Consider the following 14,337-nt stretch of genomic DNA (forward strand, 5'->3'; position numbering starts at 1 on the left):
GATGAGCGTGTTGTCACGTCGCACGAAGATATCGGTCGTATCGCGCGATCCCGCCGCGCAGGACACGGAGCGCGTGCAGGCGCGTCTCACCGATGTCACGCGCATCTATCCCGGCATCGCGGGCAAGCCGCCGTTTCATGCGCTCGGCCCCGTGAGTCTCGAATTGCGCGCGGGCGAATTCTTTTCGGTCGTGGGCCCTTCGGGATGCGGCAAGTCCACCTTGCTCGACGTGCTCGCGGGTCTGAATCCGGCGAGCGGCGGCACGGTCGAGTTCGAAGGGCAACCGGTGGGACGCGAAGTGCCCGACGGAGTCGCGGTCGTGTTTCAGGAAGACGCGAGCTTTCCGTGGCTCAACGTGTTCGACAATGCCGCGTTCGCCGCGCGCCGCGCAGGCGTGGCGGAAACAGAAGTGCGCGAGCGAGTGGATCACGCGTTGTCGTTCATGGGCCTGAAGTCGTTTGCACGCGCGTATCCGGCGCAGCTTTCGGGCGGCATGCGTCAGCGTGTCTGCATCGCGCGCGCGATGGTCGTGCGTCCGCGTCTCATGCTGCTCGACGAACCCTTCGGCGCGCTCGATCAGCAAACGCGTCTCCTGATGGGCGATGAAACGCTGAAGCTCTGGCGCGATACCGGCGCGACCGTGATGCTCATCACGCATTCGATCGATGAAGCCGTGCTGCTGTCGGATCGTATCGGCGTGATGTCGGCGTGTCCGGGCCGTTTCATCGCGACGATCGAAACAGGCTGGCCGCGTCTGCGCGACAGCAAAATCGCACTCGATGCGCGCTTCGGCGAACTCACGGCGCAAGTGTGGGGTCTGCTGCGCGACGAAGCCTTGAAAGCGCTCGGGAGCCAGCCGTGAACGAGGCGGCGCGCTGGCGCATCGGACTGGTCGTCGGGCTGATCGCGCTATTGGAAATCGCCACGCGGCTTGCGTGGATCAATCCCGTATCGTTCATTCCGCCTTCACGCATGGCGGTGAGCGCGTGGGACATTCTCACGTCGGGGCAATTCACCCTCGATATCGTGCAGACACTCGGCAGCGCGCTGGCCGCAGTGGCGCTCGCCGTGATAGTCGGATTCGTCGGCGGCGTGCTGCTCTACCGTTTGCCGCGACTGCGCCGTGTGCTCGATCCCTTGCTGCTCTCGTACTATGCGGTGCCCGTGTTCGTGTTGTATCCGATTCTCATCGTGATCTTCGGGCTGAATCGATGGCCGCTCATCGGCATCGGCTTTCTGTTCGCGGTCGTCGCGATGGCCGTGAACACGCTCAACGGCCTCGAACGTGTGCCGCGCGTACTGCTGCGCACCGCGCGCGTATGCCGTCTCAGCACGCTCGACGAGATTCGCCTGATCACGTTGCCAGCAAGTCTGCCGTTCGTCTTCACGGGCATCAAGCTGACCGTGGTGTATGCGTTCATCGCGGTCGTCGCGGGCGAGTTCGTGTTGTCGGGATCGGGCTTCGGCTATCAGATCGCGTTCGCATACAACGCATTCGACAACCCGACGATGTACGGTCTCATGGTCCTGATGCTGGTCTTCGTCACGACGATCAACGGCTTGCTGCGACAAGCCGAAAGGCGTCTTTACCGGCGCATCAGAAGGGAGGCGGCATGAGCACCGTCGTCATCACGCACGGAACGAGGACGCGGCACGCGCAGCGCTGGACCGATGCGCTCGTGCTGATCGTCGTGCTCGTCGCGCTATGGCAGATCCTGAGCGAAGTGCTCGGGCCCGATGTGCTGACCACGCCCATGCATACCGTGCAGCGCGCGGTGCATATCGTGAGCGATGCGGATTTTCCGGCGAGTCTTTATGTGACCTCGCTCGCGTTCGCATCGGCGTTCGCGATATCGGCTATCGCAGGCGTATGCCTCGGCTTGCTGCTCGGCGCGCGGCGCATGGCCGGCGACGTGATGGAACCGCTGATGATGGGCTTCTACTCGATCCCCAAGGTCACGCTCTATCCCGTCGTGCTGCTCGCGTGCGGACTCGGCCTGTGGGCGAAGATCGTCTTCGGCGTGATGCATGGCATCGTGCCGATCACGCTCTTCACGATGAATGCGGTGCGCAACATGCCTCCGATCTACGCGCGCGCAGCCAGAACGTATCGCATGAGCCCGGGCGATTTCGCGCGTCACGTGCTGCTCCCCGCGTGCGTGCCGGAAGTGGTTTCAGGCTTGCGAATAGGCTTTTCGTTGACGTTGCTCGGCACGCTGATCGGCGAGATGTTCGCTTCTCAAAGCGGCATCGGACGCTTGCTGATGATCGCGATGAACCGCAACGAAACCAGCACGATCATGGCGCTCGCGCTGATGCTCTTCGTGTTCGCGACGCTCGTCAACATGCTGTTCCTCGCCTGGCAGCGCCATCTCACGCATAGCGACTGAAACATGAAAACGCTCTTCGACAAGCTGTGGGACAGTCACGCGATCGCGCATCTCGCTGGCGGCATCGATCTTCTGCAAGTGGATCGACATCTGATGCACGAGCTTACGGGCGTCGAAGCGGTTCGCGTGCTCGAACGGCGCGGTCTGCAAGTAGACAGTCCCGCGCTGACGTTCGCAACGCTGGATCACGTGATCTCGACTATGCCGGGCCGAAGTGCAGGCGACGCCGACTGGAGCACCGAAATGGTCGACGCGATGCGCACGCAAATGACGCATCATGCGATCCCCATCTTCGATATCGGCAAGGATGGCCAGCAAGGCATCGTGCATGTGATCGGGCCGGAACTCGGGCTGTCGCTGCCGGGCACATCGATCGTGTGCGCGGACAGCCACACCTGTACGCACGGCGCAATGGGCGCGCTCGCATTCGGCATCGGTTCGACGGAAGTGGTGCATGTGCTTGCGACGCAAACCATTCGCCAGAAGCGGCCGAAGACGATGCGCGTGCGCTTCGACGGCCGCGTGCGCGAAGGCGTGAGTGCAAAAGACATGATCCTGTATGTGATCGGCAGGATCGGCGCGGCGGGCGGCACCGGGTATGCAGTCGAATATGCGGGCGATGCGATCGAAGAACTGTCGATGGAAGGGCGCCTCACGCTGTGCAACCTGAGCATCGAACTGGGCGCCAAGTTCGGGCTGATCGCGCCCGACGAGACGACCTTTGCGTATCTGCGAGACAAACCATATGCACCGCGCGGCGCGCAATTCGATGCCGCGCTCGCGGACTGGAAAGCGCTCGCGACGGATGAAGGCGCGCACTTCGATCGCGAAGTGATCGTCGATGCATCCGCGATACGCGTGCAGGTCACATGGGGCACGAGCCCCGAGCATGTGATCGCACTCGACGACACGATTCCCGATCCTGCGTCGCTCGCGGACGAATCGCGTCGACAGGCCGCGCAGGACGCGATCGACTATATGGGCGTCCGTGCGGGACAGCATCTCGATGAACTCGCCGTGGATCGCGTGTTCATCGGCTCGTGCACGAACAGCCGCATCGAGGATTTGCGCACGGCCGCGCGCATCGTCGATGGCCGTCATGTGGCGGGCAACGTGAAGGCGTGGGTCGTGCCGGGTTCGCTCACGGTCGCACGTCAGGCGCATGAAGAAGGCCTCGACGATATCTTTCGCGCGGCGGGCTTCGAATGGCGCGAGCCGGGATGCTCGATGTGCGTCGGTGCGAATGGCGATGTCGTCGGGCGTGGCGAGCGTTGCGTATCGACGTCGAATCGCAATTTCATCGGCAGGCAGGGACCGGGTGCGCGCACGCATCTCGCGAGTCCCGCAGTCGCGGCGGCAAGCGCGATCGCAGGGCATATCGCCGCGCCGCAAACGGGAGCATCGCGATGAAAGCCGTCACGACGATCATCGGTCCGGCCGCGCCGCTCCTGCGCGATAACGTCGATACAGATCTCATCATTCGCATCGAACGCATTTCGCAACTGAAGCGCGGTCAGCTCGGACCTTATTTGCTGGAGACCTTGCGCTATCGCGGCAATGGACCGGAAAGCGGCGAGCGCGAAGACTTCGTGCTGAATCAGCCGGCGTTTCGTCATGCGTGCACGATGCTCGGCGGAAAGAACTTCGGTTGCGGCAGCTCGCGCGAAATGGCCGTGTGGGCGCTGGAGGAAGCGGGCATTCGCTGCGTGATCGCGCCATCGTTCGGCGATATCTTCTATAACAACTGCCTGCAGAACGGCTTGCTGGCGGTGCGGCTCGATGCAGAAGTTATCGAGCGTATCGCGACGGCTTCGCGCGATGGAGCGAATGTCGAAGTCGATTTGCGTGCGCTCGAAATACGCGCGCCAGGAATCGATGCGATTCGCTTCGAGTTCGACGAAGCGCCACGCGCGGCGCTGCTCGAAGGACTGGATGAAATCGACCAGACGCGACGCATGAGCGAACAGATCGCGCAATTTCGCGCCGACGATCGCAAGGCGCGCGGCTGGGCTTATCTTGCCTGACTTCCGGAGACTCATCTTGACCCGTTCCGCACGCTTTCGCGAGTTGTTCAAGGAAGGTCCATTCGTTTGCATGGGCGCGCATGACGCCATCACCGCGATGCTCGCCGAGCAGGCCGGCGCGAAGTCCATCTATGTATCGGGCTTCGTCGCGTCGGGTGTCGTCGCGGGACAGCCCGATGTCGGCGTGCTGTCGCAGACGGAAATGTTCGAGCACATTCGCCGCATATGCCGCGTGACCTCGGTGCCGATCTTCGCGGATGCTGACACGGGCTACGGCGGCATTCTCGACGTGCAGCGCACGATGCGTCTCTGGGAAGAAGCGGGCGCATCGGTGCTGCATCTGGAAGATCAGGCGCTGCCGAAGAAGTGCGGGCACTATGCGGGCAAGCAACTCGTGTCGAAGGAAGAGATGGTGCTCAAGCTGCGCGCGATGATCGAAGCGCGGCGAGATCCGGATTTCTTTATCGTGGCGCGCACGGATGCGATCGCGGTCACGGGCATCGAGGACGCTATCGCGCGGCTCGAAGCCTATGCGCAAGCGGGCGCGGACGGGCTCTATGCCGACGCGCCCGAAAGCATCGAGCATATGCGCGAACTCACGCGCCGTTTGAAGCCGCTCGGCAAGCCGATTCTCTTCAATCAGGCACGCACCGGAAAGAGTCCTTATGTGTCGATGAAAGAGGCCTACGAGATGGGCTTCGATTACACGTTGAGCCCGATCGAGCCGATGCTCGCGATGCACAAGGCTGTGAAGGACATGCTTGAGGTGTTCATGCGGGAAGGTTCGACGGATGCCATCGCCGATCGTCTGACGCCGTTCGACGAGTACAACCGCTTCGTCGGGCTCGATAAAGCGGTGGATGTCGAAAAGCGCTTCGGCGGCCGTTAAGGACGCGATGTGTCGTCGCGTGAGAGGGTGTCGATAGTCAAGTAAAGACTTCGTAAGCGCAGCAAGCGTCGGCGCTATACTGACCATCCCTCCACCGCATCCCGATCCGCCGGGCCATCCGGCGGCGCACGTCAATAAATTGGCTGAACACGACCTAGAAAAACTCAAAATCGACCGGGGACCGTCCGCCGCGATGCCGCGACGCCGGCGCAACTGGCTTCGCTATGTGGTCATCGCGGCGATCCTCGTTGCGCTCATCGCCGTGGCGTTTCGTCTCGCTGGCCCGCAGGCTGTCGAGACCGCCACTGTCACGTCCGTCTACCCGTCGCAGAGCTATACGCTTCTGAACGCTACCGGCTATGTCGTGCCGCAGCGCAAGGCGGCGGTGGCGTCGAAGGGGCAGGGGCGCGTCGAATGGCTCGGCGTGCTGGAGGGCACGCCGGTGAAGGAAGGCCAGATCATCGCGCGGCTGGAAAGCAATGACGTGGCCGCGTCGCTCTTGCAGGCGCAGGCGCAGGTCAAGGTCGCGCGGGCCAATCTGGAGCTCCAGCGCGCCGAGCTGAAGAACGCGGAAGTGGATCTCAGGCGCTACAGGATTCTCGCCCCGCAAGGCGCGATTCCGGCGACGCAGTACGACGCGGCGCTCGCCCGCTTCGACAAGGCCAACGCGTCCATCAACAGCGACGAAGCCGCGATCGCGTCGGCGCAAGCCAACGCGCAGGCCGCGCAAGTGGCCGTCGATCAGACCGTGATCCGCGCGCCCTTCGACGGCGTCGTGCTGGAGAAACACGCGAACGTCGGCGACAACATCACGCCGTTCTCGTCGGCGTCGGATAGCAAGGGCGCGGTCGTCACCATCGCCGACATGAAAACGCTCGAAGTCGAAGCCGATGTCGCCGAGTCGAACATCTCGCGCATCGCCGTCGAACAGCCGTGCGAGATCCAGCTCGACGCGCTGCCCGACGTGCGCTTCGCGGGCCGCGTGTCGCGCATCGTGCCGACGGTCGATCGCTCCAAGGCCACCGTGCTCGTGAAAGTGCGTTTCGTCGATCGCGACGCGCGCGTGCTGCCCGAGATGTCCGCGAAGGTCGCGTTCCTGTCGAAGCCCGTGCCGCCCGAAGAGAAGAAGGCGGTCGTCGCGGTACAGCCAACGGCGGTCGTCACGCGCGACGGCAAGAAGGTGGTCTACGCCGTCGAGCACGACACCGCGCGCGAAGTGCCCGTGACGACGGGCGAGCGCATCGGCGATCTGTTGGCCGTGCAGGGCGTGAAGCCAGGCGACGTGCTCGTGCTCGCGCCCGGCGACAAGATCAAGGACGGCGCGAAAGTCACGCTGGCGAAGAAATAGCGTGAGCACGACGCCTCTCGTTCAGATCAGCCACGTCGCAAAGTCGTATCGGCGCGGCGTGCAGACGGTGCCGGTGCTGACCGACATCACGTTATCCATCGCGGAAGGGAATTTCGTCGCGTTGATGGGGCCGTCGGGTTCGGGCAAGAGCACGCTGCTCAACCTGATCGCGGGCATCGACCGGCCCGACAGCGGCGAGCTGCTCGTCGGCGGGCTCGATATCACGCGCCTGCCCGAAGCCGCGCTCGCCAACTGGCGCGCGGCGAACGTCGGCTTCATCTTCCAGTTCTATAACCTGATGCCGGTGCTGTCCGCATTCGAGAACGTCGAATTGCCGCTGATGCTGACGCGCCTCACGCGCCACGAACGGCGCGAGCGCGTCGCGATGGTGCTCGACATGGTCAACATGGCCGACCGCATGAGCCACTATCCGTCGGAGCTGTCGGGGGGGCAGCAGCAGCGCGTCGCGATTGCGCGGGCGCTGATCACGGACCCGAAGCTGATCGTCGCCGACGAGCCGACCGGCGACCTCGACCGCAACTCCGCCGCCGATGTCCTCACGATGCTGCAACGCCTGAACGACAAGCTCGGCAAGACGATTATCATGGTGACGCACGATGCTCACGCGGCGGGCGCGGCGAAGGCGCTCGTGCATCTGGAGAAAGGCGAGCTGATCGATGGAACCAGGCCCTGAACCATCATGTTCGTGCTCAAGCTGATCCTGCGCAACGCGCTGCGGCACAAACTGCGCACCACGCTGACGGTGCTCGGCCTCACCATCGCGGTGCTTGCCTACGGCCTGCTGCATACGGTCGTCGATGCCTGGTACGCGGGCGCGGCGGCGGCGTCGAACGCGCGGCTCGTCACGCGCAATGCGATCTCGCTCGTGTTTCCCTTGCCGCTCGCATACGAGAACCGTATTCGCGGCGTCGATGGCGTGACGCTCGTCGCGCGCTCGAACTGGTTCGGCGGCGTCTATCGCGATCCGAAGAACTTCTTCGCGCAGTTCGCGGTGTCGGACAACTATCTCGATCTCTATCCGGAGTTCATCGTGCCGGACCAGCAACGCGCCGATTATCAGCGCGATCGCAAGGGCGCGCTCATCGGCCGGCAACTCGCGGATCAATACGGCTTCAAGGTCGGCGACGTCATTCCGCTCAAGGGCACGATCTATCCGGGCACGTGGGACTTCGTCGTGCGCGGGATCATGGAAGGACGCGATGAATCGACCATCACGCGGCAACTGATCTTTCACTACGACTATCTGAACGAGACGATCCGCAAGACGACCAAACGCACCGTCGATCAGGTCGGCGTGTATGTGGTCGGCATCAAGGACCCCGACGACGCCGCCGTCGTCTCGCGCAACATCGACAACGTCTTCAAGAACTCGCTCGCCGAAACGCTCACCGAAACGGAACAGGCGTTTCAGCTCGGCTTCGTCGCGATGTCCAATCAGATCATCGCGGCGATACGCGTCGTGTCCTACGTGGTCATCCTCATCATCATGGCCGTGATGGCGAACGCCATGGCCATGAGCGCGCGCGAACGCACCACCGAATATGCGACGCTGAAGGCGCTCGGCTTCGGCGCGGGCTTTCTCTCGATGCTCGTGTTCGGCGAATCGATGGCGATCTGCGCGATCGGCGGCGGCATCGGCATTCTGGCGACGCCGCCGATGGCCGAAGTCTTCAAGCACGCGACGGGCGGCGTGTTCCCGGTCTTCATGGTGTCGCACGAGACCATGCTCTTGCAGGCCGCGTGCGCGTTCGTGGTGGCGATGGCGGCGGCGATCGTGCCGGCGGTGCAGGCGAGCCGCGTGCGCATCGTCGAAGGCCTGCGGGCGATCGGCTGAGGACGCGCGATGGCCATTCCCGTTTCCTACGTCGCACGCAATCTCTGGGCGCGCCGTCTCACGACGATGCTGACCGCGGGCGGCCTCGCGCTCGTCGTGTTCGTGTTCGCGACCGTGCTGATGCTCGATGCGGGCCTCAAGAAGACGCTCGTCTCGACCGGCGAAGCGGACAACGTCGTCGTGATCCGCAAGGGCGCGGAGACGGAGATACAGAGCGCGATCGACCGCAATCAGGCCAACGTGATGGCGATGCATCCTTCGGTCGCGATGAACGGCGATGGCGCGCCGCTCGCATCGAAGGAAACCGTGGTGCTGATCTCCCTCACCAAGCTCGGCACGAACACGCCCGCGAACGTCGTGATTCGCGGCGTCTCGCCGATGGGCGTGCAACTGCGTCCGCAAGTGCAGCTCACGGCGGGGCGCATGTTCAGGCGCGGGTCGTCGGAGATTATCGTCGGGAGCAGCATCGCGAAGGGATTCGGCGGCACGCGTATCGGCGATCATCTGCGTTTCGCGCAGCGCGACTGGACCGTCGTCGGTCATTTCGATGCGGGCGGCAGCGGCTTCGATTCGGAAATCTGGGGCGATGTCGATCAGTTGATGCAATCGTTCCGGCGCACGAGCTTTTCGTCGATGGTCGTGCGGCTCGCGCGCAGCGACGCGTTCGAGCGCTTCAGAGCCGATATCGACGTGGACCCGCGTCTCGCCGACGAAGCGAAGCGCGAACGGATTTTCTACGGCGATCAGTCGAAGGCGCTATCGACGTTCATCAATATTCTCGGCTTCACGCTGTCGATCATCTTTTCCATCGCCGCGATGATCGGCGCGATGATCACGATGTACGCGTCGGTGGCAAATCGCGTCGCGGAGATCGGCACCTTGCGCGCGCTCGGGTTCAAGCGCTTCGATGTGCTCGGCGCGTTCCTGCTCGAAGCGTTGCTGCTCGGATTCGTCGGCGGTGTCGCGGGACTGTGCTGCGCGGCGCTGATGCAGTTCGCTTCGTTCTCGACGACCAATTTCCAGACCTTCGCGGATTTGTCGTTTCGATTCATTCTCACGCCTTCGGTCATCGCGAAGACGCTCGGGTTCTCGCTCGTGATGGGACTGGTCGGCGGCTTCCTGCCGGCAATGCGGGCCTCGCGGATGAACATCGTCGACGCCTTGCGGGCGCGATGATCCGGTTTCCCCGAACGGTCGATGCAGAACTATTGAATTTTCAGCATTCATAGTGCGGCGTAGAGTGAATGCATTATTCATCGCTTTCGATCCGAAAGGAGAACCCTCATGCCGCTCGTCAGAATCTCGCTCGTGAAAGGCAAGCCGCGCGACCATATCCGCGCGATCTCGAACAGCGTCCACGAAGCGCTCGTCGAAGCGTTCAAGGTCCCCGCCGACGACCGCTTCCAGTTGATTCAGGAACACGACCGCGACGACTTCATCTACGATCCCGGATATCTCGGCGTCGAACGCAGCGACGACCTCGTGTTCATCCACATCACCGCGAGCGACTGGCGCGACACGCCGACCAAGAAGGCGTTCTACAAGACGCTGGCCACGAAGCTCGCGACATCGCCCGGCTTGCGCCCCGAGGACGTGCTGATCGTGCTCGCGCCGAATCGACGCGAGGACTGGTCGTTCGGACGCGGACTCGCGCAGTACGTGGAGGACGCGGCCTGAACGGAAACCGTAAGGGAGACACAGCAACGATGACTCCGACGACCCTCAAAGGCGCGTGCCATTGCGGCGCGGTGACCTTCGAAGTTGAGACGCCACCCGAGCCGGCCGTGCGCTGCAACTGCAGCTTTTGCCGGCGGCGCGGCGCGGTGATGTCGCCGCCGTTCACGAGGGACAAGCTGCGCATCCTTTCAGGCGAAAGCGAACTCGCGCTCTATCAGTTCAATACGCAAGTCGCCAGGCACTTCTTCTGCAAGCACTGTGGAATTTATACATTCCATCAGACGCGCTCGAATCCCGACCACTGGCGCGTGAACCTCGGCTGCATCGATGGCGTCGATGCCTATTCGCTCGACGCGCCCGTCGCGAACGGCGCGAGCCACTCGGTAGTCGGAAAACCATAACGGCGCGGCCATGTGAGTGAGGGCGCCGGGAACGCCATGTGCTAAACCCCGGCACCCACAAGCCGTTCGCGTTCGATGTCCCGATGCGCAACCGGGTTTGCAAACGAACGGCGTTCGATAAAAACACTCACATGGTGCGCCGTCATGGCTCAGAAACCCTCGAACCAACCCGACGCGGTACGCCGCCGCCTGCTCGCCGCGCTCGCCGGCACAGCCATGCTGTCCGCATGCGGCGGCGGTGGCAGCGACGACAACTCCGGCACCATCACGCCGACGAGTCCCATCGGCAACATTCCGCCGGATCGCGCTAACCTGCCGCGTCCCGCGTTGCCCGCGCCGGCGACATCGGGCATCGATCACATCGTGCTCGTGACGATGGAGAACCGCTCCTTCGATCACATGCTCGGCTGGGTGCCGGGCGTCGAAGGCGTGCAGGCCGGCACGCAGTTCACCGATGCATTCGGCGAGGCGCACCCGACGTTTTCGTTGTCCGCCAACCCGGCCTTCGGCTTTCAGAGCTGCCAGTTCGCGGACCCCGATCACGAATACGACGCGGGCCGCACGCATCTCGCGAACGGCGCGATGAACGGCTTCCTGCTCACGCCCGACACGAACAAGACGCGCGGCGATCTGCTGCCGATCGGTTACTTCACGGGCAGCGATCTCGACTTCTATCGACAGGCGGTGTCGCAGTACACCGTCTGCGACTATTACATGAGCGGCATTCTCGCCGATACGTTTCCGAACCGCGTCTATCTGCATAGCGGCGAGACGGACCGTCTGAGCGACACGCTCGACACGTCGTCGCTATCGACGATCTGGGACCGGCTCGACGCGAAGAACGTGTCGTCGAAGTACTACTTCCACGACGTGCCGTTCACGGCGCTCTACGGAACGCGTTATGTCGGCCGCTCGAAGCTCTTTGCGGACTTCCTTTCCGATGCGACCGGGGGCAATCTGCCGTCGTTCTGCATGGTCGATCCGAGCTTCGGCGGCGAGGCGAACGGCACTTCGAACGACGATCATCCGCATGCCGATGTGCGCAACGGCCAGGCGCTGCTCGGGCAAATCTACGAAGCGCTGCGCACGAGTCCGAACTGGAGCACGACGCTCATGATCGTCGTCTATGACGAGTGGGGCGGGTTCTTCGAGCATGTCGCGCCGCCGGTCAGGTCGCTGTCGTCGACGGAACAGAAACTCGGCAACGATGGCCGCCTCGGCTTTCGCGTGCCCTGCATGCTGCTCGGGCCGCGCGTGCGCGCGAACAATGTGGCGCGTTATCCGTTCGATCCGAGCTCGATTCATCAACTGCTCGCGTGGCGCTTCGGGCTCGATCCGCTGGGCGCGCGCGGCAGCGATCCGACCACGTTCAACATGGCCTACGCGCTCGATCTGAGCGACGCGCCGCGCACCGACGCGCCGGCGCTCACGGTGGCGCAAGGGCCGTTCGGCCTCGCTTGTTCGAACACGCCGGCCACCGGAACGGGCATCGGCACCGTCGATAAATCGCAGACGGCGAAAGCCGCGGAGGGCGCATCGCAGACGCCGACGCCGGGCGGCCGCTTCGCCGACTTGCGCACCAAAGCGACGACGCTGGGATTTCCTTCGGAATGAAGCGAAGCGCTGGCAGCGGCATCGACACTGATAGCCGCCGAATACGGCGTTATCCGCAACGATCGGAAAACCAATTCTTGAACGAGAAATGGACTGAATTTCTTTAGGTGAATTCAAGCTCGTAGTCAAGCAGGCTCGCGATGAGCCTGTCGCGTCGCGTGCGCCTTTACAAAGCCGCTGGATTCCGATATTCCTGTCACCGCCCAAGAAAGGACGAGACCCGCTCTTCGACCTACGACAGAGGGAACACGGCCATGACCCGTCTGACTCGAAAGATCGCGTGCCTCGCCGCGCTGGCATTGCTCTCGACATCGCTCGCGCTTGCGTGCACGCGTGCACTTTATGTCGGCGACAAAGGTCTCGTGATCACAGGCCGCACGATGGACTGGTCCGAGGACATGCGCTCGAATCTCTGGGTGATGCCCGCGGGCATCGAGCGCGATGGCAACGCCGGGCCGCGATCGATCAAATGGAAATCGAAGTACGGCAGCGTGGTGGTGTCGGGTTACGAGATCGGCACGGTGGATGGCATGAACGAACGCGGGCTCGTCGCCAATGCGCTCTATCTCGCGGAAACCGATTACGGCAAGCCGGACCCGAAGCGCGATCCGATGTCGATCAGTCTGTGGGCGCAATATGCGCTCGATAACTTCGCGACCGTCGGGCAGGCGGTGTATGTGCTTTCGCGTGAGCCGTTCCAGATCATCGCGCCGCCGCTGCCCAACGGCAAGCCGCTGACGATACATCTCTCGCTATCGGATGCGCGCGGCGATTCGGCCATCTTCGAATACATCAATGGCAAGCTTCTCATCCATCAGGGCAAGAAGTACAAGGTGATGACCAACTCGCCGATCTACGACGAACAGCTTGCCATCGATACCTACTGGAAGAGCGTCGGCGGTCTGGGCTTCCTGCCGGGCACGAACCGCGCGGCCGACCGTTTCGTGCGCGCATCCTTCCTGCTCGATGCGATTCCGAAGCAGGCCGATCCGAACTACATGGCGGGCGTGCCGCAGAAGTCGTACGCGTTTCAGGCGGTGGCGAGCGTGATGAGCGTGATGCGTTCCGTGAGCGTGCCGCTCGGCATCAGCACGCCGGAGCAGCCCAATCTTTCATCGACGATATGGCGCACCGTATCGGACCAGCAGAACCTGATCTATTACTTCGATTCCGCGACGCGGCCCGATACGTTCTGGGTTTCGCTGAAAAAACTCAACCTGAATCCCGGCGCGCCGGTGATGAAGCTGACCATCGACGCGGGCCAGGTTTTCTCGGGCGAGACGGCGGCCAGCTTCGTCGCCGCGCAGCCGTTCGCGTTCATGCCCGCGAAGGCGCCCTGACGCGGCGTTTGCAGCCGCGTTGCATCGAATCGACAAGAAACGGGGCAGCGACTTCGCCCGCACAGGTAAAATAGTGTCCTTTTTGCCCCCGGTGATACTGTGCAAGGCTTGAAACGCACGGCATTCAGCGGCCCGGCGCTCGTTCGGCTGCTGGCACATTTTGCCGATCTCGAAGTTCACGAACCCGCTCAATCGCTCGCGGACCGCCTGAGTCAATGGCTCGGCTGGACCGATGCGATCGCGCTGTCCACCGCGCTCGCGACCGATCCGCCCGCCATGTCCGGCGCGCGATCCGCGCCCCGCGACGTGGAGGAAGAGTGCGCGCGCGTGCGGTCCTCGCTCGCCGGCGCGTTCGCACGCGAGGAAGCGGCCGCGCGCCGCAGGCATCGCGCGCACGTAAAGCCGTCGCCGGACGATCCGCCGGCCGATTACGCGGATTTTCGCCAGCGCTATGTGTCGCTGCAACAGTCGATGGAATCCGACATCGGCGCGCTGCGCACGCGTTTGAGATCGATGCTCGCGGCGCGATCGCCGGACATGGCGCGGCTCGCCGTCGTCGATGCCGTCATGGAACAGGCTCTGAGCGCGCGCGAACGCAGTCTGCTCGCAAGCGTCCCCACCTTGCTCGGCAAGCATTTCGAGCGCCTGAAAAGCGCCCACGCTGCGGTGGAAACATCGGCGGCCAACGCGTGGCTCGACGTGTTTCGCAAGGATCTGCAAAGCGTGCTGCTCGCCGAACTGGATGTTCGTTTTCAACCGATCGAAGGCTTGCTCGCGGCTCTTCGCCCCCGCTAACTGG

Annotated in this window: 15 protein-coding genes; all 15 read left to right on the forward strand. The window is 63.4% G+C overall.

Annotated elements, in window-relative coordinates; genetic code table 11:
• Nucleotide 1 precedes the first annotated feature (1 nt).
• A complete protein-coding gene (locus tag IAG25_RS06595; RefSeq protein ID WP_187604131.1) occupies nucleotides 2-862 on the forward strand; it encodes an ABC transporter ATP-binding protein in 861 nt (286 codons plus the stop codon).
• A complete protein-coding gene (locus IAG25_RS06600; RefSeq protein WP_187604132.1) occupies nucleotides 859-1,617 on the forward strand; it encodes an ABC transporter permease in 759 nt (252 codons plus the stop codon). The genes IAG25_RS06595 and IAG25_RS06600 overlap by 4 nt, the downstream gene beginning before the upstream one ends.
• Nucleotides 1,614-2,390, forward strand: coding sequence for an ABC transporter permease (locus tag IAG25_RS06605; protein ID WP_035504057.1), 777 nt, complete (start codon nucleotides 1,614-1,616; stop codon nucleotides 2,388-2,390). The genes IAG25_RS06600 and IAG25_RS06605 overlap by 4 nt, the downstream gene beginning before the upstream one ends.
• A gap of 3 nt (nucleotides 2,391-2,393) precedes the next feature.
• The gene (leuC, locus tag IAG25_RS06610; RefSeq protein WP_187604133.1) at nucleotides 2,394-3,800 is read left to right on the forward strand and encodes a 3-isopropylmalate dehydratase large subunit; all 1,407 of its coding nucleotides are present in this window, start codon (nucleotides 2,394-2,396) and stop codon (nucleotides 3,798-3,800) included.
• Entirely contained in the window at nucleotides 3,797-4,414 is a 618-nt protein-coding gene (gene leuD / locus IAG25_RS06615) for a 3-isopropylmalate dehydratase small subunit (RefSeq protein WP_187604134.1), read from the forward strand. Before leuC ends, leuD begins: the two co-directional genes overlap by 4 nt.
• Nucleotides 4,415-4,430: 16 nt before the next feature.
• On the forward strand, nucleotides 4,431-5,303 hold the full coding sequence (locus IAG25_RS06620) for an isocitrate lyase/PEP mutase family protein (RefSeq protein WP_187604135.1): 873 nt from the start codon (nucleotides 4,431-4,433) through the stop codon (nucleotides 5,301-5,303).
• A gap of 193 nt (nucleotides 5,304-5,496) precedes the next feature.
• A complete protein-coding gene (locus IAG25_RS06625; protein WP_255503556.1) occupies nucleotides 5,497-6,651 on the forward strand; it encodes an efflux RND transporter periplasmic adaptor subunit in 1,155 nt (384 codons plus the stop codon).
• Between the two features lies 1 nt (nucleotide 6,652).
• Complete coding sequence (locus tag IAG25_RS06630) at nucleotides 6,653-7,345, forward strand: ABC transporter ATP-binding protein (protein ID WP_187604137.1); 693 nt, start codon at nucleotides 6,653-6,655, stop codon at nucleotides 7,343-7,345.
• A 6-nt stretch (nucleotides 7,346-7,351) separates the two neighbouring features.
• The gene (locus IAG25_RS06635; protein ID WP_187604138.1) at nucleotides 7,352-8,506 is read left to right on the forward strand and encodes an ABC transporter permease; all 1,155 of its coding nucleotides are present in this window, start codon (nucleotides 7,352-7,354) and stop codon (nucleotides 8,504-8,506) included.
• Between the two features lie 9 nt (nucleotides 8,507-8,515).
• Nucleotides 8,516-9,682, forward strand: a complete 1,167-nt coding sequence (locus tag IAG25_RS06640; protein ID WP_187604139.1) for an ABC transporter permease — start codon at nucleotides 8,516-8,518, stop codon at nucleotides 9,680-9,682.
• 108 nt (nucleotides 9,683-9,790) lie between these two features.
• Nucleotides 9,791-10,183, forward strand: a complete 393-nt coding sequence (locus tag IAG25_RS06645) for a tautomerase family protein (RefSeq protein ID WP_187604140.1) — start codon at nucleotides 9,791-9,793, stop codon at nucleotides 10,181-10,183.
• A gap of 29 nt (nucleotides 10,184-10,212) precedes the next feature.
• Nucleotides 10,213-10,584, forward strand: coding sequence for a GFA family protein (locus IAG25_RS06650; protein ID WP_187604141.1), 372 nt, complete (start codon nucleotides 10,213-10,215; stop codon nucleotides 10,582-10,584).
• A gap of 144 nt (nucleotides 10,585-10,728) precedes the next feature.
• A complete protein-coding gene (locus IAG25_RS06655) occupies nucleotides 10,729-12,198 on the forward strand; it encodes an alkaline phosphatase family protein (RefSeq protein ID WP_187604142.1) in 1,470 nt (489 codons plus the stop codon).
• Nucleotides 12,199-12,452: 254 nt separating this feature from the next.
• The gene (locus IAG25_RS06660; protein WP_187604143.1) at nucleotides 12,453-13,538 is read left to right on the forward strand and encodes a linear amide C-N hydrolase; all 1,086 of its coding nucleotides are present in this window, start codon (nucleotides 12,453-12,455) and stop codon (nucleotides 13,536-13,538) included.
• Nucleotides 13,539-13,637: 99 nt separating this feature from the next.
• Nucleotides 13,638-14,333, forward strand: a complete 696-nt coding sequence (locus IAG25_RS06665) for a DUF3348 domain-containing protein (RefSeq protein ID WP_187604144.1) — start codon at nucleotides 13,638-13,640, stop codon at nucleotides 14,331-14,333.
• The last annotated feature ends 4 nt before the right edge of the window (nucleotides 14,334-14,337 follow it).

Origin of the sequence: Caballeronia sp. EK, from assembly GCF_014384845.1 — a bacterium.
Taxonomy (GTDB): domain Bacteria; phylum Pseudomonadota; class Gammaproteobacteria; order Burkholderiales; family Burkholderiaceae; genus Caballeronia; species Caballeronia jiangsuensis.